Origin of the sequence: Sorangium sp. So ce302 (assembly GCF_051530145.1) — a bacterium.
Classification (GTDB): Bacteria; Myxococcota_A; Polyangia; order Polyangiales; family Polyangiaceae; genus Sorangium; species Sorangium cellulosum_B.
This window is the reverse complement of sequence record NZ_CP150326.1, coordinates 1,037,750-1,057,549: the sequence shown is the minus strand read 5'-3', so window position 1 is coordinate 1,057,549 and position 19,800 is coordinate 1,037,750. Positions and strand designations below refer to the sequence as shown.

At 70.2% G+C, this 19,800-nt stretch carries 13 protein-coding genes; 4 read left to right on the top strand and 9 right to left on the bottom strand.

Going from position 1 to position 19,800, the window contains the following annotated elements:
- Positions 1 to 436 precede the first annotated feature (436 nt).
- Positions 437 to 1,981 (top strand): M28 family peptidase, encoded by a 1,545-nt coding sequence (locus WME73_RS03990; RefSeq protein ID WP_437914773.1) that lies wholly within the window; start codon positions 437 to 439, stop codon positions 1,979 to 1,981.
- A 57-nt stretch (positions 1,982 to 2,038) separates the two neighbouring features.
- On the opposite strand, the gene WME73_RS03985 is transcribed toward WME73_RS03990, so the two are convergent.
- From WME73_RS03985 to WME73_RS03970, 4 genes are all read right to left on the bottom strand, one after another.
- Positions 2,039 to 2,593, bottom strand: a complete 555-nt coding sequence (locus tag WME73_RS03985) for a DUF1003 domain-containing protein (RefSeq protein ID WP_437744241.1) — start codon at positions 2,591 to 2,593, stop codon at positions 2,039 to 2,041.
- A gap of 173 nt (positions 2,594 to 2,766) precedes the next feature.
- Positions 2,767 to 4,485, bottom strand: coding sequence for a hypothetical protein (locus WME73_RS03980; protein ID WP_437914771.1), 1,719 nt, complete (start codon positions 4,483 to 4,485; stop codon positions 2,767 to 2,769).
- 105 nt (positions 4,486 to 4,590) lie between these two features.
- Positions 4,591 to 5,913: a hypothetical protein gene (locus WME73_RS03975; RefSeq protein ID WP_437744239.1), complete on the bottom strand. Its 1,323-nt coding sequence runs from the start codon at positions 5,911 to 5,913 to the stop codon at positions 4,591 to 4,593.
- Positions 5,914 to 6,383: 470 nt separating this feature from the next.
- A complete protein-coding gene (locus WME73_RS03970; RefSeq protein WP_437914769.1) occupies positions 6,384 to 6,743 on the bottom strand; it encodes a hypothetical protein in 360 nt (119 codons plus the stop codon).
- On the opposite strand from WME73_RS03970, the gene WME73_RS03965 reads away from it, so the two are divergent.
- Complete coding sequence (locus WME73_RS03965; RefSeq protein WP_437744237.1) at positions 6,742 to 7,428, top strand: hypothetical protein; 687 nt, start codon at positions 6,742 to 6,744, stop codon at positions 7,426 to 7,428. The genes WME73_RS03970 and WME73_RS03965 overlap by 2 nt on opposite strands.
- A gap of 132 nt (positions 7,429 to 7,560) precedes the next feature.
- Here the strand turns inward: WME73_RS03965 and WME73_RS03960 are convergent, their stop codons facing one another.
- From WME73_RS03960 to WME73_RS03940, 5 genes are all read right to left on the bottom strand, one after another.
- Positions 7,561 to 11,475, bottom strand: a complete 3,915-nt coding sequence (locus tag WME73_RS03960) for a serine/threonine-protein kinase (RefSeq protein ID WP_437914768.1) — start codon at positions 11,473 to 11,475, stop codon at positions 7,561 to 7,563.
- A gap of 201 nt (positions 11,476 to 11,676) precedes the next feature.
- The gene (locus tag WME73_RS03955) at positions 11,677 to 12,543 is read right to left on the bottom strand and encodes a hypothetical protein (protein ID WP_437914766.1); all 867 of its coding nucleotides are present in this window, start codon (positions 12,541 to 12,543) and stop codon (positions 11,677 to 11,679) included.
- Between the two features lie 1,005 nt (positions 12,544 to 13,548).
- Positions 13,549 to 14,043, bottom strand: coding sequence for a cupin domain-containing protein (locus WME73_RS03950; protein ID WP_437744233.1), 495 nt, complete (start codon positions 14,041 to 14,043; stop codon positions 13,549 to 13,551).
- A gap of 118 nt (positions 14,044 to 14,161) precedes the next feature.
- Entirely contained in the window at positions 14,162 to 15,451 is a 1,290-nt protein-coding gene (locus tag WME73_RS03945; protein ID WP_437744232.1) for a DUF1552 domain-containing protein, read from the bottom strand.
- Positions 15,452 to 15,522: 71 nt separating this feature from the next.
- Entirely contained in the window at positions 15,523 to 17,301 is a 1,779-nt protein-coding gene (locus tag WME73_RS03940; protein WP_437744231.1) for a DUF1592 domain-containing protein, read from the bottom strand.
- A gap of 413 nt (positions 17,302 to 17,714) precedes the next feature.
- Between WME73_RS03940 and WME73_RS03935 the strand changes: the two genes are divergently transcribed.
- Both WME73_RS03935 and WME73_RS03930 read left to right on the top strand, forming a co-directional pair.
- Entirely contained in the window at positions 17,715 to 19,304 is a 1,590-nt protein-coding gene (locus WME73_RS03935) for a B12-binding domain-containing radical SAM protein (RefSeq protein WP_437914765.1), read from the top strand.
- On the top strand, positions 19,294 to 19,752 hold the full coding sequence (locus WME73_RS03930) for a hypothetical protein (RefSeq protein ID WP_437744229.1): 459 nt from the start codon (positions 19,294 to 19,296) through the stop codon (positions 19,750 to 19,752). The genes WME73_RS03935 and WME73_RS03930 overlap by 11 nt, the downstream gene beginning before the upstream one ends.
- Positions 19,753 to 19,800 lie beyond the last annotated feature (48 nt).

Below are 19,800 nucleotides of genomic sequence, written 5' to 3'. Positions count from 1 at the left end.
CAACGCGGGCTCCACCATCGTCGCCCGTTCGGGGCACCCGGCCCCTGCCCCCTCCTCCCCGTCAGCACGCTCCGATCACCAGGCGCCGTAAGAGCGCCCCAGTCGCTCGCGCCGCGTGCAGGACGAAGCGGAATGTCCTGAGCTTCGAGCCTCGAACCAAGGCACAACACGAGTTCTTGACGAGCAGGGAACCGACGGTAGAGTACGCCGACTGGCAAGCGTTCTTCCATCGCTCCTCGCGCGCGCCGGCCGTAACAGACCCCGTCGCAGCCGCACCGACGCACACGCTTTCCAGCGCTGGTGCTTCCGCATGCTGACACGGAGTTGAGCTCGCCTCGTCCGGGCGTTCCTCTGTTGCATTCATGCATGCACATGGCGATGCCCTGCCCGCCGGGCTCGCGACGGGTGACCCCATCGAAGCGAGAGGTTGACGGCGATGCAAACGAGAGTGCTCTGGGGCTCTGGCCTGGCTCTATTGATCGGGTGTGCCATCAGTGTGCCGCTCAGCGCGGTCCTCGCCGACGAGCGCGCGAACACCGTAGGGTTCCGCAGGGCGGTGACCCTGGCGGGGATTCGCGAGCACCAGCTCGCGCTGCAGTGGATCGCCGACGCCAACGGAGGCAAGCGGATCGCCGGCACGCCCGGCTACGAAGCGTCGGCGGACTACGTCGCTTCCAGAGCGGCAGCGGCGGGATACGACGTGAGCGATGACCACTTCGAATTCGAGCTCTCGACCGACCGAACACCGCCGGAGTTCCATGTCGTATCGCCCAGCGCGGTGACCTTCGAGGCTGGTCTTGACTATGCGACGATGAGATATTCCGGCTCGGGTGACGTGACCGCGCCGCTCTACGCGGTCGCGCTGGAAGTGCCGTCTCGACCCGACCCCGGTCCACCCAGCGGCTGCCGGCCAGAAGACTTCGCGGGGTTCCCGGCAGGAGCGATCGCGCTCATTCAACGTGGCGGTCCTGGCTGCTTGTTCAGGCAGAAGTACCAGAACGCGCTGGCTGCGGGCGCTGCGGGCGTGATCATCTTCAACACGGGGACTCCCAACCGGATTCACCTGAGCATCGGCTCGCTCGGCGCTCCCCAGGGCCCGGTGCCCGCGATCATCACCAGCTTTCCCGTGGGGGACACCCTGAGGAACGGTGTCTTGAACGGCCCAACCGGTCTGACGGTGCGCCTCAAGGCCGACGTGTTCGCGGAGCGCCGGCAGACGCGCAACGTCATCGCGGAGACGCTGGACGGGGATCCGGATCATGTGATCGTGGTCGGCGCGCACCTCGACAGCGTCGAGAACGGTCCTGGGATGAACGACAACGGCAGCGGCTCCGCTGTCATCCTGGAGATCGCCGAGACGTTCGCCGCTCAGCGACGCGAGCCCAGGAACAAGCTGCGCTTCATCTGGTTCAGCGCCGAGGAGCAAGGGACCATCCACCTCGGCGCGGACCACTACGTGGCAGGGCTTTCACAGCAGGAGAAGGATCAGATCGAGCTGATGCTGAACTTCGACATGCTCGGCTCGCCGAACTTCGTCCGGTTCGTGCACGACGGTGCCGGCGCTCCGAGCGGCTCGCGCGCCATCGCGAAGGTATTCACCGACTATTTCGAGTCCCAGGGGCTCGCGAGCGCGCCGGCACTGCTCGACGGTCGCTCTGACTACGCCCCGTTCCAGGCCAATAACATGCCGGTCGGCGGAGTGCACAGCGGCTTTGGCGGCTTGAAGACGGCAGACCAGGCTATCCGCTTCGGCGGCGTGGCCGGGCAGCAGTACGACGACTGCTACCATTTGAAGTGCGATGACTTCGCCAACAACAGCGCGACCGGGCTCGACCAGTTATCGGATGCGGCGGCGCACGCGATCCTCCTCTTCTCGAAGCGCAACTTCCGGAAAGACCCCCTCGTGGACCCGCCGGCGGGGTCCACCCAGCAAGCAGGCGGCGCCGCGCCGATCCTCGGGGGCGACTCCGACCTCGAGTAGCGGCGGGGCCCCGTCGCGCGCACCGGGCTCATCCAGGCCTCGCGCGCTCACGCGGCCTCACGTGCCGGACCTGTCGCGCGCCGCCCGCTCGATCTCCTCGATGACCTCTTCGGGCCGGACATCCCTCTTCAATTCGTCCAGGGTTGCGTCCTGTCCGCTGGTGACACCGAGATGACGAGCGATGTCGTCCACGAGGCCGATCAAGCGCGTGACCTCGTGCTCGGCGAGGAGGTTGATGTGGAGATCCAGATCTGCCCGTTTGTCCGCGAGCGCCTGCATCCGGTTCTGGCTGATGAGCACGAAGGTCGACAGGAAGATCGCCTCGACCGATGCGATCATCGCCAGCATCACGAAAGGGAATGGGTCGAAGGGCTGGATCCCGGGGACGACGCCCAAGTTCAACAGGATCCAGCCCCCGAACAGGAGAGCATGGATATAGACGAAAGTCATGCTCCCCGCGAAGCGGGTGATCGCGTCCGCCACCGTCTCTTGATGGGTCTTCCCACGTTCCATCTTCTCTTGTACGGCGATCAGGGTCTCTATGTTGCGCCGGACCAGGTTGTTCAGCTCGCTCGTGTTCGCGTGATGTTGATTCCGCTCCATCGGGGCCATGCGGGATGCAAGTTTCGCCCCCACCGGACGACCCGCGCCCTTCCCGGCGTGGACCGTACCCGCAGGAGATGACTGGCCGCTGCGCCAGCCCGCCGGGCGTCGGGAGGGTGTGGCCCCAACCCGGGCCCAACCGCCGGCGCCCGGGCCTGGTGCGCGCCAGCGAGCTCCCGCCCTCAGGGCGTGAACATGCCCGTGTACGTCTGTGACTGGGCCAGCGTCGCTCCTCGGTACTTGAAAGGCGCCTGTCGCGTATGCGTGCCCAGGTACGCGGTGATCTGCACGCTGTAGTACCGCCCGCTCTCGAGCACGCCCTCCGGCACCTTGACCGTGGTCGCCGTGGTGTCGACGCTGAGCACGCTGGTGCGCTGGCTCAGCACCGCACCCTCCGCGTCCTTCACGTCATCGTAAAGGAAGACGACGACGCGATAGCCGTCCGGCTCGCCCAGGTCGGGCGGCTCGAAGGTGATGGTCGGTGTCGCGCCGGCGCCCTCGGTCACCGTGTCCACTGGCAGGCTCACGCCGTCGATCCGCGGGTCCCGCGGCAAGCCGAGCAGCGGCTCCACCGCCGCGCCGTTCGCGTCCTCGGCGCTCCTGACGACCGAGACGAAGCCGCGCAGGCTCTCCTGGACCTCATCGACGGGATGCATCACCCGCGTGCGGAACGTCACCCTCACGTCGAGCAGCTCCATGCCTCTCTCGGCGTACGGGTTGCCGTACTGGTACGTCGCCGCGTGGTCGCCGGGGTGGAACGTCGTCAAGGCAGCGTTGCACCCATCCGGGCAGAGCTCAGCGTCGCACGTGTCGTCCGTCGAGAAGCAGGTCGGGTCGACCGGCTCCTGGCCGCTCGTGACCTGCGCCTGGAGCAACGTGGGTGTGCTTCCATAGAGGGGCACGCCGGTGCCGGGCTCCTGGTACATCGCCATCGAGGTGACCGTGCTCGAGAGGACGGCCGGCGCATTCGCCGTCACCTGCGCGATGAACCGCGAACTCCGGAGGTCGGCCGCGAAGCTCGACAGCTCGAGCGGCGCGAACGAGCCGCCGAAGGCGATCGCCTCCCCGTCTTGCATGTTCACCTCCCGCGTCGAGAACGACGCTTCCGCCGCCTCGTAGGTGAACGAGGACCAGGGATCGTGCGGGTCCGCCTGCTCCGGCGGCGAGCCGACCTGGTGCTCGACGAGCTGGGTGACGTGCAGCACATCGCCCCGGGAACCATCGACCAGCGGCCGCCCGCCGTCGTGCGACGCCGGGAAGACCTTCGCCCGCCAGTTGAACGCCCAGCCCGAGCAGGCCGTGTCCCCGTCGGCGGGCGCGCCTTTCGTCCCCTCCTCCGGGACGAGCGAGGCGATCGCGTCGACATTGAAGCTGTAGAGCTCGAGCCTGTCCTGGAGCGGCTGCACCACCGCGCCCTCCGCGTCGAAGCTGAGCTGGTGCCAGGGCTTGAGCCCATCCGCCGTGAGCGCAGCCTCGGTGTCCTGCGTCGCGTTGCTGTTGTCGGGCCGCCCGGAGAACGCGCGACCGAAATCGACGGTACGCGCCGTCGCCTGCAGCATCACGCGGCTTCTCGGCGCGTTCGTCGCGCGCTCGTCCGGCGCGGTGGTCGTCACGATCCAGTACTCGCCCTCGGGCACCGCCGGGATCTCCCAGCGCGAGCCGTCGGCCGACAGCGCGCCAGGGAAGGTCCGCACCGCGCCGTCCGCGGCGATCACCTGGGCCTCGACGGACTCGTACTCCGACATGTCCCGGCTCGCGGCGATCTCGCCGCCCTCGGTGACGTACCGATCGGTCAGGCCGAGGACCACGCCCTCGAACGGCTCTCCGTCATCTCCACATCCCGGCACGGCCGCGAGGATCGTTATCACCAGCACTGAAGAGAGATGAGTCCACGTGCGCATCGTCCCAGTAGACGAAAGCGTGTGGAAGCAGCGCAAGCGGAAAATTCCGTCCGGTGCGTTTCTCTCTGAGGCGCGCTCGCCGTCAGGTGCGCTCGCCGCGGCCGCTCACGCGGCGACGAGCATCCGTTCCCCGTCGCGCCGCGCCGCCGCCCACGTCTCGTCCCAGGCGGCGTCGGCCTCCGCGCGCGGGAGCCGGCCGAAGGCCTGCACCTCCTTCCGCTCGCCCTCGACCTCGGCGTCGTCCGCCGGCGGCGCCGGCGCCGGCCCCGTCATCGCGTCGCCGACCGCCTCGCGCACCTCGCGCCCGCCCTCGGCCAGGCAGTAGGCGAGCACGCGCCACCCGAGCTCGGCGTGCAGCGCCTCGTCGCGCGCGATCTCGCCGAGCGCCGCGCGCACGCCCTCGTCCCTCGCCCCCGCGAGCGACCGGCGCGCCCGGGCCGCCGCAGCGCCCTCGCCGAGACAGCCGTCGTGCCACGCCTCGATCGCCATCCGCACGAGCGCCGCCTGCCGGTCCGCGTCGCGCGCCGCCGGAGGCGGGAGAAGCGCGGGCCTCAGGCGCCACCCCGCGAGCGCGCTCGCGATCTCGCTGCACCGCGCCGTGTGGCGCACCTCGTCGCCGAGCCCGGCGAGCGCCCGCGCCACGAGCGACGCGGGCGCGCCCACCGTCGCGAGGTCCCGCGCGAGGGCGAGGAACGCCGGGATCGAGCCGCACTCGGCCCGCGCGCTGTCCAGCCACGCCCCCGCGAGCGCCGCCCGCGTCGCGCGATCGAGCCGCGCCGGGCGCGACGCAGCGGGGCCCAGCCCGAGCACCGGCGGGAGCACGACGCCATCGGCCGTGCGCAGCGGCCGGCCGTCGATGGCATGGGACCGCTCTCCGAAAGGCCGATTGGCGCGGACACCCATGCCAAACATCCCCTCGGGGACGAACAGCTCGCCCGACACCGGAATGACCGCGCGCGCCGAAAAATCGACGACCACCGGCTCGAACAGGCTGGCCATCGCGCCGACGTGGAGGCCGTGCTGCGCCGGGAACTCGTCGCTGATGCGGGTGCGGTACGTCCAGCCGAGCTCACCGTCGATGCTGCAGGCGACGACCTGGTCGGAGTTGCCCGAGGTATCGCCGCCGCCGTGGCTGCCGATCGCGAAGCGGCCGGCAGAGAAGTCGAGCCATGTCGCCTGCGCGAACGGACCGAATCCCATGTGCCCCGAGTCGAACGCTCCGGCGAAGCTGCCCTCCATGAGGAACGTCGCGCGGAGGTCGGCGCCAAGACCGAAGGCGAGCTTCTGGCCGAAGGAGACCGACACGGAGACACCGACCGACATGGCAACAGCATCGTCCTCGGCGCGCGCCTGGCCGGGCAGCGAGACGAGGGCGGCGACACCGAGGGCGGCGAGCGTGGGCGGGAGCGCGCGGGAACAAGAGGACATGAAACCTCCGTAAGCCAAAAGGGGGACCAGGGATCGAACTCGGCTCCAAATTTACCAGAGGGCGCGAACCGGCACGACCGCGGTGGATGACGGAAAGCGGCTCTGGAGGGCGGGAGCACGCGCCGCGCGCGGTCCGTTCGGAGCTCCACGTCGCCGTGCGACCGGCGGTGAGCGAGCGCGTGGCGGAGAAGGTGTGACGCGCAACGGAGCGCGTCATTCCGGGCGGAACATCACACCCAACAGCCCGCGAAAAAAGATTGACTCTCGGTCCCGCGGCGCCGCCACATAGCCATCTGGGTGTTGCAAAAAATTTGCCGAGTTGAGAAATTCCCCTCGCCAGGCGGACGGGGCACCAGCACCCTCGGCTGGGTTGTGGGCCCCCTGTCTCTCGCCTGCTCGACCTCGGGGGTGCGGCTGGCAGCAACGCTCCTGCTTAACACGAGAAAGGAAACGGAGACCATGACACGCACTTATCGCCACTTGCTGCTGCCTCTCACCCTCGCGCTCTTCTCGCACGTTGTCGGCTGCGGTTCAGACTCGGATGCGGACACCTCGAGCGACGGCTCGACCAGCACCTCGTCCACGTCCGGCGGCAGCTCCACCTCCTCCGCCTCCGGCGGCAGCTCCACCTCGTCCACCTCCGGCGGCGGCACCTCCTCGTCCACCTCCGGCGGCAACGCCACCTCGTCCACCTCCGGCGGCGACACCACCTCGTCCACCGCGAGCGGCGACACCACCTCGTCCACCGCGAGCGGCGACACCACCTCGTCCACCGCGAGCGGCGGGACGACCGAGAAATTCAGCTTCTTCGTGACCAGCCTCGCCGCCATGCGGGAGCTGTCGGGCTCCCAGGACGGCTTCGGGGGCGACCTCCGCTTCGGGGAGACAGGGCCGGGCGCCGGTCTCCGCGGCGCGGACAAGATCTGCGCGACGATCGCCGAGAAGAGCCTCCCGGGCGCAGGAAGCAAGATGTGGCGCGCGTTCCTGAGCGCCACGGCAGGCGAGGACGGGAAGCAGGTCAACGCGATCGACCGGATCGGCGAGGGGCCCTGGTACGACCGGCTCGGCCGGCTGGTCGCGAACGAGAAGGAGGAGCTGCTCAACACGCGCCCCAGCGGGGCCGACGAGGCGATCATGAACGATCTGCCCAACGAGGACGGCGTCCCCAACCACCAGCCCGACCCGGGCCAACCCGAGGTCGACAACCACGACACCCTGACGGGCTCCAACGCCCAGGGGCAGCTCCAGGGCGCCACGGCGACGTGCAAGGACTGGACGGCCAAGACGGGAGACAGGGCCGAGGGGGGACCGCAGCTCGGACACTCGTGGCCAAGGGGCGGCGGCGGCGGCCCGGGCGGGGGCGGGGGCGGGTCCCACTGGATAACGTCCCACAATGCGCCGGGGTGCGCGCCGGGGGTCAATATCGTGGACTCGGGAGGCCCGGCGCCGGGCTCGAACACCGTCGGCGGCGGCGGCGGCTACGGCGGGATCTACTGCTTCGCCCTGACGCCCTGACGCAGGCAACCCGGCGCGCGCCGCCTCCCGGCCGACAACACCATGCGCCGCCCCGAGCTGCCGGCCGAACGGCGAGCTCATCGAGCTCACCGCGGGGCCGTCGTGCCGGCTCGGGCACCCCTCCTCCCGGCGTCAGCGGCCGCCGAAGCCGGGAGCGAACAGGGCCGTCATCCGATCCGGACTGCTGGCGCCGAGGCGGACCATCGCGTCGTCGGCCGTCCGGACGAGCGCGCGGCCCTCGTCGCCGCCTAGCACCTCCCCTAGCCGCCTGCGCGCCGCCGCGGCGCTCAGCGCGACCTCGCTCGCGTCGAACCCGGCGATCGCCGCCTCCAGGTGCGTGCGCGCGAGCGCCGCGTCGCCGCGCGTCCAGGCGACGGCGGCCAGCGTGAGCCACGCCTGGGCGCTCGCCCAGCCCACCCGCTCCCGCAGGAGCACGCCGGCCACGCGCTCGGCGATGCGCAGCAGCGGGGCCGGATCCGCCGCGCTCGCGACCGCGTCGAGCGCCGCCCGCCCGCGCAGCTCGATCGCGCCGATCCGCATCGGGCTCATGCGCAGGTACGTGGAGTCCTCGACCGCCGGCCACGCGGCCGTCAGCCGGCGCCACGCGGCGCCTGGGTCCTCGCAGTACAGATCGATGAGCACGTCCGCAAAGAGCCCGAAGAAGTGCTGAAGCTGGAACCCCTGCTGCCGCCATGCCGCGAGGGCCTCCGCGAGATCCGCGCGCGCCCGCGCCGGATCGTCCGCGGCGAGCGCGACAAGGCTGTGGCCCCCCGTGACCGTGCGCAGCGACGTGACGGCATACCTGTCGCCGCGCGCCTCCGCTTCCTTGATCCACGTGGAGAGGCGCTGGGCGAGCCGCCTCAGATCACCGAGCTTGCCGAGCCCGATCATGCAGATGGTCTGCGCCGTGCCGATCTCCCAGGCCACCCCGGTGCACCGCTCGCGGAAGATGCGCTCTGCCTCCTCTGCGTGCATCACCGTCTCTCGAAACGACGTCTCGTGCGCGGCGATCGCCCGCTGGATCCGGAGGACGCCCTCGACGCGCGCGTCGCCGGAGCGCTGGAGGAGCGGCGTCACCGCGGCGATGGCGCGCTCGACGGAGCTGCCCGCCGGCTTGCCGATGATCGACGCGAACAGCGCCATGAACGCGAGCCCGAGCGCGACCCGCCCCGGCTCCCTCGCGGCCAGCGCGAGGAGGATGTGCTGCGCGTGAAAGCCCACCGCGCGCACCGGATCGACCGCGCAGAGCCCGAGAAACGCAGAGAAGCAGACGTCGACGCGGCGCAGCTCGGCGGGATCGATCTGGCTCGCGTCGCGCTCCTTGAACCCGAAGCCGCGCAGGGCGAGCCGCGTCCGGTGAACGAGCGCCGCGGCGAGGGCGCGGCGCTTCGTCTCGGGGTAACGCAGGCCCGTCTCGGAGAGCACCTCCCGGAGCACCGCGACGCCCTCTTCCGTGTGACCGCTCGTCAGGAGCTGCTCGGCCGCGAGGCGCTTGCAGTCGAGGACGACAGAGGGCGCCGCGGCGCCTCGCGCGGCGTCCGCCGCGCCGAGGTAGGCGCGGGCGGCGTCGGCGCCGCGGCCCGCGTTCGCGAGCGCATGGCCGAGCTGCACGAGGAGCCCGTGCCGGCGGTCGCTGCCCGCCGGCGCGCAGTCGAGCGCGAGCTGGTAGAGCCGCGCCGCGTTCTCGAAGGCGAGCGCAGCGGCGGCCCTGTCCGCCGCCTCCGCGGCGTACGCGCCCGCCCTGTCGAGATCGCCTGCGCCATGGAAGTGACGCGCGATCTGCTCGGGATCAGCGCGCCCCAGGGCCGCGAGCTCCTCGCCGAGGCGGCGGTGATGGTCCTTGAGCCGCGACGGCTCGATCTGGCCGGACGCCGCCTCGCGCACCCGATCGTGGTACGCCTCGACAGGATCGGCCTCCTCGAGCCCGCCGGTGCGGACCAGGTGCCATGTCCGCAAGGCGTGCAGCGCCGACGCTGCGTCCCCCTGCAACCCGGCGGCCCTGAGCGCGACGCGCTGCTCGATGGGGAGCCCCGCGACGGCGATCACCTCGAGGAGCCGCCGGGCGTCCGCCGGCAGATCCGCGAACCTCGCCAGGAGCAGCGCCTCCAGCGACACAGGCGGCGCCGGGGAACAGGCGTCCTCGTGGCCCGGGTGAACCGGCGCTGCGCGGCCCAGGTGGAGCGCGAGCTCCGCCAGGAAGAAGGGGCTGCCCTCGGACTCGCGGGCGATCTCCGACGCCTTGTGCGAGGGGCCGTGGCCGCCCAGGAGCGAGCGAGCCAGCGACTCCGCTTCTTCACGAACGAGCGGGCCGAGGCAGAGCTTCCGGTGCTCGGTGCCCCCCGTCCACCTGGGCGCCGGAGCGCCGAAGAGCTCCCGCAGGAATGGACTCGATGCCTCGTCCTCGGACCGATACACGCCGAGCATGAGCATCGAGGGCGGATCGGGCGGGCCGAGGAGGTCGGCGAGGAGCAGCGCGCTGTCGCGGTCGCCCCACTGCAGATCGTCGATGGACACGACGAGCGGCCCCTTGTCGGCGAGCGCCGACAGGAGCTCCTTGAGCGCTCGAAACGCGCGGAACCGGAGCTCCTGGGCGTCGTGGATCTCGAAGGCGCGCCGCGGGACGTCCTCGATGGCCGCGACGACGCGCAGGGCGGGGAACACGCGCACGAGCTCGTGGATCCCGCGCGGCAGGAGGCCCGCGGCCTCGGACCGCGGCAGCCGCTTGAGATGGCGGCTGAGGGCGTCCAGCGCGCTGTCAAAGGCCTTGAACGGGACGGACTCGCGCTCATAACACCGGCCCGCCAGGACCACCGCGGCGCGGCGGCCGCGCAAATCGTCGAGGAAATGCTGGACCAGCGCCGACTTGCCCATGCCGGAGCGACCATGGACGTAGACCGCCACCGGGCGGCCAGCGCGCGCCTCGTCGAACGCTTCCTGGAGCGCTCGCAGCGGCTCGCCGCGTCCCATGAACGGCGCGCGAGGGAGCGGCGTCGGCGCCTCGCCGCCTGGCGGCGGAGCGCCGGGCCGGGGAGCGGCGCCCGGCGCTGCCGCGAGGGCGACCGCCGCCTCGCGGAGGACGCGCAGCGCGTCCGCGCCCGTGGCCCGCGCGCGCGGGTCGCGCTGGAGGAGCTGCAGGCACAGATCGCTCAGCGCCCGAGGTGCGTCCGGCGCGATGAGGTGAGGAGGCGGCGGCTCGCCGAACGCCTTTGCCTCGACGATGTCGAAGGGACTGCCGCTGAAAGGCGCGCGGCCGGTGAGCGACTCGTAAAGGATCACGCCGACCGCGTACCAGTCCGCCGCGGCGGACAGCTCTCCACGCATGTGCTCCGGCGCCATGTAGATGGGCGTCCCGGCGATCGGGGCGTCTGTCTCGGCGGTCGCGAGCGCCGTCCTGCGAGCGCCGGTGTCGCGGGCGATGCCGAAGTCCAGCACGACCACACGTCCGCTCTGGTCCACGAGCACGTTCGAGGGCTTGAGATCCAGGTGCAGCTTGCCCGCGCCGTGCAGCGCCTCGACGGCGTGCACCAGCTGCTCGAGCGCCTGGCAGAGGCGCGCGACGTCGACCTTGGGCTGTGACGCGGGCTCGCCGCCGGAGGCCGTCGGCGCCGCGCCGTCGGCGCGGGGCGAGGGCGCGCGGCCGTGGAGGTTCACCTGACAGGTCGTGGCCGCCGCGGGGGAAGTCCGCTCCGGGACATGCGCCGGCGAGCCCGGGGCGGCGGCCTCGCCCCCGCGGACGTACCTGGTGAAATTCACGCCGGAGACGAGCTCCATCGTGAAGAACCAGCGCCCCTGCGCGGAGATGAGCTCGTAAAGCGTCACCAGGTTCGGATGGGCGATGTCCGCGATGGCGCGGAACTCGCTCTTGAGACGAAGGATGTCGGCGGCCTCCATCCGGAGCAGCGTCTTGAGCGCCACATCGGCGCAGCGAAGCCGATCGTGAGCGTGATAAACGACCCCCATGCCGCCCGCCCCGAGGCGGGCGCGGATCTCGAAGCGGTCCGTGCCGCCGAACCCCTCGGCGGCCGGACCGTCAGCGACGCTGTCCATCTGAGCTGTCCATCTGACCCGTCCCTGCCTCCGCGACGCGCCATCCTAACAGGGCGTTCGCCGCGCGCCAGAGCGCACGACGGCGATGAAGGCAGACGACGCGGCGTGCGCCGTCGACTCAGCGCTCCGAACGGGCGGGCTGAATCAAGGAGAGAGGGGGAGACGCCGTCCGCTGGCGTCTCCGAGGAGCGGGCTCCGCGATCAGTTACACGGCCCGAGGTCGGCCCACTCGGCCGGGCACCAGAAGGTCGGGTTGCTGGGCGGGCACTCCGGGTGCGACCACCAGATCTGCTGGGTCGCCGACCAGAGGTGGCCGCCGTTGGTGACCAGCGTGGAGGGCGTATACACCTGCCCCGACGACCACGCGGGCGTGCTGCTGCAGTCGTTCGCGGGCACGGTCGACGTGCAGGCCTCCCAGGTCGACGGCGACGCGCCGAGGTTCTTGTTCTGGTAGACGTAGGGCTCGGCGTCGTGGAACGACCAGGTGCTCGCGCCCGACATGTTCTGCCAGGCGCCCGAGGTCGTCTTCACCTGCTGGCGAAGCATCTTGATGGGCGCCTCGCAGGAGACCTGCGGCTCGGGGTACTGCGGGCCCACGTCGGCGAAATGCTCGATGTCGTGCGCGTACATCTCGACGGTGCTGCGCGCGTCCTGGGCGAGGAACTGCCAGCCGGCGCCGTCCTTCATGTCGACATAGAGGCAGAGCTGGGCGCCGGTCACGCTCGCGACGCGCTCGGGCGTGCACCACTCGTACTTGAAGACGACCTGCTGCCCGGGCTGCAGGCCGCCGAGCGAGCCGCCGCAGGTGCCCCCCGAGCCCCACTGGGTGTTGCAGCTCGAATGATTCCCCGTAACGCCGTTGTCATCTCCGAAGTAGTAGACGAACCACCCATCCGGGCTGTGGTAAATGCCGGACTCCAGATTGTAGTACCACTGGCCCACCGCGGTCCAGGCCGTGGACGCGTTCAAGAGCTCGGGTACCTGCCACTCGATGAGCCAGCCGCGGGTGTCTCCGACGTTGCCCGTGTAGCTGCTCGTCAGATCGTAAGTTCCGCGCTGGCTCGCCACCCCGAGGCTCTCCTCCTCGTCCGCGCCGGCACCGGCTGTGCATGCGGCGGCGCCGAGGGCTCCGAGGAGCAACAGCGCCGCGCCGATTCGCGGCAGAGCAGCGCGTGACGGACGGAGAGAACAGGTATGCATCGACAGAGTGCTCTTCTCGATCATAAGGATTCTCCTGAGAGCGAGGTTTTCCCCCGCGGCGCTGAATAGCGCGGACCGAGGCCGCCCACCGTTAAGTCGTGTTAAGCCGAACGACGTGATTCAGGGGTGGGGCGCTGGGCGCGCGGGGCCGTTCGCGGGGTAGGTCGATGCGCTGGTGGCGACATGGAGGGCTGCTCAGCCCGCGTCTGCGTCGATGATCTGACGCGGCCCGGTCACGGCAGCTCGAGGCCGAGGCGAGGTCGAGGATCGCCGACACCGGTGACGCACGGAAGACGTCGCGCCGCTCCCCCGCCTCGTCCGTGTAAAAATACACATCGCGCGCGAGCGGCACCGCGATCCCGAGCCCGACGGCCCCGAACAGCGGGCCCACGAAGCGCCGCCGCACGCGCGTGTCGAGGCTCCTCCTGCGCGCGCTCGATCCGCCCCTCGATGGACACCTCGCCGCGGGTGGGCGGCACGAACGCCCCGCGCCCGAGCCGCCGCTCCACGGCCTGCGCGAGCGTCGGCGCGTCGATGCACGCCTCGGCCCCTGGCATCCTCACCCACGCGAGCGACGAGGCGCGCGGCGCCGCACCTGCGGGACGATCGAAGCTGCCCAGCGCGGCCCCGACGAGGAGCGCGAGCGCCGCGGATCTCATGCGGCAGCTTATCCAGGCGATCGCCGACGCCGTCAAGCGCGGGACGCATCGCGTTCGCGAGAGCAAGCGCTGCACAACATCGCTGTCACGAGACACCGAGACAGCAGCTGCCCGGACCTTGGCTTGAAATACCCACCGAAGCCGGCGTCGCCGAGCGCCCCAGCGGCCGATGCGGTCTACCCCCGGGGAGACATCGATTCGGCCGAGAGCCCGCTCATCGGCGCGCCGTCTCCCATTCGGGGCTGCTCAGGAAGTACGTATCGTAGAGCTCCTGCACGTCGCGCAAGGTCTCGGGCGGCTCCTCGCCGTGCGCGATGCGCGTCAACTTGCGAAAGTAATCGAAGCGCTCGACGCCTGGCGTGATGACGACCAGGAGCTCTGCGCCCTTGCCGCGCGCGGCGGCGAACGCGTGGGCGACCCGCGGAGGGACCACGAGGAGGTCGCCCTTCTCGGCCGTCACGATGTCGCTCCCCGAGAGGACCTGCACGGCGCCGTCGAGCACATAGAACATCTCGGCCGAGGCGTCGTGATGATGGGGCCGCGCGCCGTCCGCGTCCTTCGCGAGCGTCACGCGTACGGTGGAGAGGGCTCCGCCGGTCGCGCTGCTGTCCGCGAGGAGCTGGATCCGCGCGGCGGGAGAGCCGACGATCTCAGCGTCAGCGCCGCGGACGACGACCGACCGATCGAAACAAGGCTGGATGATCGACATGCCGCCCAGTGAAGCACCCGCGGGGCGAGCGCTCACCTGGAAAAGCGTACGGAGCGCGCCCGCAGCCGGGGCGCCCCATGCGCTGCGTTCCGCGCCGCCGACGGGAGGCGGCGCCTGCTCAGGTGAGCGGCAGGGCGCCCCCGGTGTTCAAGACGCCCTCGCCGAAGCTCTTGACGTCCTCGAAGCCCATGTAGTGGAAGCAGCTCACGAGCATGTCGGCGAAGGAGCGATCGCCGCGGAAATCTACGAGCCGCCCGCGCCGGAAGTGGTCGTGGGCCTTGCCCGCGAAGACGACCAGGTTGTCCTCGATGCTGTGGCTGTCGCCCTGCCCGAGCTCGTTCCAGTGCACGACGAGCGTATGATCCCAGAGCGTGCCGTCGCCGTCGCTCGTGTTCTTCAAGATCTCGTAGAGCTTCGTGTTCTGCTCCCAGAGGTGCCTGTGGATCTTGCGCACCTTGGCGAACGAGTCGTCGTCGCTGTTGTGCGAGATGTCGTGGTGTCCATCGCTGAAGCCCAGGTTCGAGTAGACGCGGTTGCTGGTGTTGCCGCTCCAGTTGAAATGCACCACGCGCGTCAGATCGCAGGCGAACGCGAGGGCGCTGATCCTGAAGAACAGCTCGCCCATGATCGCGTGGTTCTCGTCGGCGTAGGGATCGAGCCGCTCGCCGAGCGGGGTCTTCACGCACGCGGCCGCGCCGTTGCCGGCCTGGAGCGCGCGCTCGACGTCGCGCATCGCGTCGAGGTGCTGCTGGATCTTGGCGCGGTCCTCGGCGCCGACCCTGGTGAGGAGGGAGTTGCCCTCTTCGCGCACCAGATCGATGGCCGACTGCTTCTTCGCCAGGCGCCGCAGCACCTCTTGCTGCGCGCCCCCGTCGTCGGGCATGGAGGCGAAGATCCGGGCGTAGGCCTCGTACGGGTCGGTCTCCGGCGGGATCGGGTTCTGCTCGCCCGCGGGCCCCGCGTGGGAGTGCGTGTTCCAGATGTCGTTCCACTCGTCCCCGACGCGGTACACGAGGTGCCGGTGCGCGATGCTCTCGTTGGCTTCCAGCACGCGATCGCCGATCGCGTAGTCGGCGCTCGGCCCCTCCACGTAACCGATGGTGCTCTCGGTGCCGCCGATGGGGAACGACCCGGTGCCGGACTTCCACGGAGCGAGCGAGCTGCCGCCCTGCTGGTGGTTGTCGGCCCGCTCGGACTCCGGCAGATCGTAGAAGTGCTTGTGCAGGTTGTTGAGAAAGAGGAGATCCTCGCGGTACGGCTCGAGCGGGGCGAGGAACTCGCCGAGCTGAAAGCTCGTCTCACCGCGGGCGTCGAAGCGCCTCTCCGTCTCGTCGCCGTTCGCCTGGAACACGAACATGATACGGCGCGGGGACGGCGTCGTCTGGGCTCGCGCGCGGCTCGAACGCATCGCATCGAGGAACGGGAGCGCGAGCGCAACTCCGGATGCGCCACGCAGGAAGGTACGGCGGCTCAGAGGTCTCATTGTTTCTCCGGGACGATGACGGGGCGGTAGCGGAAGGCGTCGGTCTGCGTGAGCGCGACCAGGAGCTCGGACAGGCTGTAACCGCTGTCCTTGAACGCGAGCGAGAGCGACGCCATCGAGCAGCGATCGGCGTCCGTCTTGTCGCGACCGTAGAAGAAGCGGAAGTTTTGCAGCACGTAGCAGGCGCGCGCCTCCTCGCTCTGCGCGAGGCGCTGGCCCAGCTCGGCGGCGTTCGCCACAGGGCCGTTGACGTCGCGCGTGCTCGAGATGGCGCTCGAGGTGTCGATCGGCCTGCCGGCCTCGTCCGTGGTGCGGGGGCGGCCCACGGCGTCGAACGACTCGAACACCACGCCGATGGGATCCATCAGCGCGTGGCACCCCGCGCAGCTCGGCTCGGTGCGGTGGAGCTCGAGGCGCTCGCGCTGCGAGAGCCCCTCTCCCAGGCCCTCGAGATCGAGCTTCACGTCGTTGGGCGGCGCGGGCACGATCTGGCACAGGAGATCGGTGCGCACCTTGAGGCCGCGGCGGACGATCGAGGTGCGCGTCGCCTTGTCGCGCGTGAGCATCATGCCCTGGGTCAGCACGCCCGAGCGGCCAGGCATGTCGACCTTGATGAAATCGTCGCCGCTCACCCCGCTCACGCCGTAGTGCTGCGCGAGCGCGCCGTTCACGAAGCTGTAGTCGGCGGCGAAGAGGTCGTCGAGCGAGCCGCTCGGGCTCGCGAACAGGTCCTTCACGAACGTGCGCGTCTCCGCTCGCAGCAAGGCGGGCAGGTCGCGCGAGAGGTCTGGATACACCTCCGGATCGCGGTTCATGCTGCCCAGGATGTCGGTGTCGAGCCACTGGTCGAAGTACTCGAGCAAGCGCTCGGCCTTGGGATCGGCCAGCATGCGCCGCACCTGGGCTTCGAGCTGCTCTGGCGTGCCGAGCTCGTCCGCCTCCGCCGCCCGCGTGAGCTCCTCGTCCGGCTGCGACTGCCAGACCAGGTACGAGAGCCGCGAGGCCATCTCGTACGGCGTGGGCTCGGTGACGTCCCCCGTGCTCGCCTGGCCGAGCTCGACGCGATAGAGCACGTTCGGCGACTGCAGCATGCTGAAGACGACCCACTCGATGCCGTCGTCGAAGGTGTACCCGTCCGATCCTGCGGTGAAGCGCTCCTCGTAACTCTGGACCTCGGCTTCCGTGAGCGGCCGGCGGTACGCCCTGGCGCCGAAGGTGCGGATGAAGTCGCGCGCGCACTCCATCTCACCGATCTCCTCCGGATCGCAGGAGACGAGGCCCGAGGCGTGGGCCGCGACAGCGGCGACCTCCTCCGCGGCGTCGAGGAACTTCTGCGCGACGAGCGAGCCGACGTTCAAGAAGCTCGCGTTGTTGCGGAAGCCGAGCGACTCGGACTCGTTCGGAAATGTGGCGACCACCTTGTCGACGGTGGAGGCCACGCCCGGGACGCCGGAGAAGAGATCCTTCACCGTGCTTTCGTACTCGTAATTGCTGAGACGGCGGAGCGGCGCCGTGCCGGGCCTCGGCGTCTGGCAGAACGCCGAATCCAGCACGTCTTCCGGGGGCTCTACGATCCCAGGCTCGTCCCCGCCGGGGCCCGTGCCAGGCCCCGTGGACTGGCCGGGCCCGCCGATCTGGCCGTTGCAAGCCGCGACGAGCGCGAGCAAGAGCGGCGCAGCGTACCTGAGTTGTGAGCCGAGAAGCTCGAGAGGCCAGCGATGCGTGTGTTGCTCGGGGTTCACCGTGTTCTCCACGCCGCGCCCGAAGAAAGGCACGAGTTGGTGCGAGCGCCGACCACATGGATCGGCACCTGCACGGGTTCCCGACGCTGCGACTCAACAGCGCCGATTTGACAGTATGTACCAGAGCCTGTCCTGTCCGGCTCACGGCAGAGGTCGATCGCGAACTTTTTTGTGCCCCAACGACCCACCAACCCACCCATTTTATCTACTGTCGTCGCGTTTTTGAACCTCGACGGTATCTGCGCGCGACACCTCACGAAACATCACTGCCGACAGTAGATACTTCAACTACCAACGATTTCGACGGCTGGACGTGGGGACGTGGGCACGTGGAGACGTCGGGCTCGCGCTGGAGGAGAACGCGCCTTCCTTCCGCCATGAGGTCGTGGCACCATCGCCGCGCCGGGCGCCGTTCGAATCAACAGACGCTCGCGGAGGTGCGGCCGATGGGGGTCAAGGTTCTCTTCATCGTCAAGGAGATAGAGGGGGCCGAGCCGCTCGGCGCGCTGTACGTGGCGGGCTGCCTGGAGCAAGCGGGCCACGAGTGCAAGTTCATCGGCACGCGCGGCAACGATGTCCTCGCCGAGGTGCGGCGGTACGGGCCGGACGTCATCGCCTTCGGGGCGACGACCGGGCTCCATCGCTATTATCTCGGGCTCAATCACCACATCAAGCAGCATTATCCGAAGGCGGTGTCGCTGATGGGCGGGCCGCACGCGACCTATTACCCGGAGGTCATCCAGACGCCGGGGCTCGACGTGGTGTGCCAGGGCGAGGGCGAGGACGCCGCCGTCGAGCTGTGCGACGCGCTGGCGCGAGGCGACGATCACCGCGGTATCCGGGACCTCTGGGTCAAGTCGGAGGGGAAAATCTACAGGAATCCAGCGCGCGGGCTGCGCCGCGACCTCGACGCGATCCCCTTCCCTCCGCGGCGTCTGCTCTACGAGTACGACGACGGCCTGCGGCGGCGCCCCCTCAAGTCGTTCACCACGAACCGGGGGTGCCCCTTCCCCTGCAGCTACTGCTTCAACCCGTCGCTCGTCGAGCACTACGGCTCGAGCTGGAAGAAGGTGCGCGTCCGTAGCCCCGAGAACGTCGTGGCCGAGCTCGTCCACGTGATGAAGCAAGGCCCGCTCCAGTTCGTCGGTTTTCGCGAGAGCATCTTCGTGTACGACGCCGAGTGGCTGAGGCAGTTCGGAGAGCTCTACCGGCGTGAGGTGAAGCTGCCTTATTACTGCCACCTGCGCGCTGACATGATGACCGAGGAGATGGTGGATCTCCTCGCCTGGTCTGGCTGTTACACCGTCAACGTCGGCATCGAGACCGCGAACCCCGAGCTCGCGAACGGCGTCTTGCGGCGCCAGATCCGGATGGACCGGCTCGTCCACGGGATCCGCCTCCTCAAGCGCGCGGGGATCGTGGTCTTCGCCGACAACATCCTCGGCATCCCGGGCGGGACGCTCGAGGACGACCTGGCGACGCTGGAGCTCAACATCGAGCTCGACGTGGACTACGCCGCCGCCACCTTGTGCACGCCCTATCCGGGGACAGGCATCGCTGCGTACGCGGTCGAGCACGGCCATTTCAGCGGGGACTTCGATCTCATCGACGACAGCTATTACACCGAGTCGGTGCTGCGCTTCTCGTCCGACGAGGAAAAGCGGCAGATCGAGAACCTGCACAAGGTGTTCGCGGTCACGGCCGCCATCCCTGCGCTGCTGCCGCTCATGAAGCGGCTCATCAGGCTCCCGCCGAACGATTTCTTCTATGCGATGTTCCGCGCCTGGTACCTCGTCTGCCACATGACGGACGTGATGCCGCGCCGGCTCGAGCTCGCCGAGCTCGTCAATAGCGCGTTATCGATCTTCGGGGTGTACCGGGGCGCCGACGAGAACCGGTATCCCGCCCCGGCCCCCGAAGCGTTGCCCGTCGCGGCGCCGCCGGCGCCGGCTGCCTGCGGGGACACGAGGACCATCCAGCTAAGGCGCCGCCCGAGGATCGCGGCGGAGAGCGCGGAGGTACCGGATGTTCGCTGATCCGAAGAAGGTCGGGCTGCGGCGGCTGAAGAGGCGGCTCAAGGCGGGCGTGTCGATCGCGATCGCCATGGCCGCCGGGGCGTTCCTTGCCTGCAAGGGCGGCGCGAGCGACCCGGGCGCGTCGCCGAGCGGCCCCGACGCGCGGACCGGCCCTGACCGCCGGAGCGCGGCCGGCGGGAGCAGCGGCCAGAGCGCGCCCGCCCCGACCAGCGGCTCCGTGAGCGGGGGCGCCGCCGACGCCGGCGATGGGATGGGTGCCACGGCGCCTGCGGACGCGGAGGCCGGCGAGGCCATCGTGGCCCGCGACGCCGGCGCTCCCGCGGACGCCGGCGGGGCGATGATGGTCCCGAGCGGCAAGCCTGCCGCGGGCGTGAAGCCCCGCGCGCCGCACGTGGACAAGGAAGAGCACCGCAAGGGGATGCCGGTGCGGGACAACCTCCTCGAATAATCCCGGGGGCGCGCGGCCCCCGGGATGCGCCGCGCTGGCGGAAAAGAA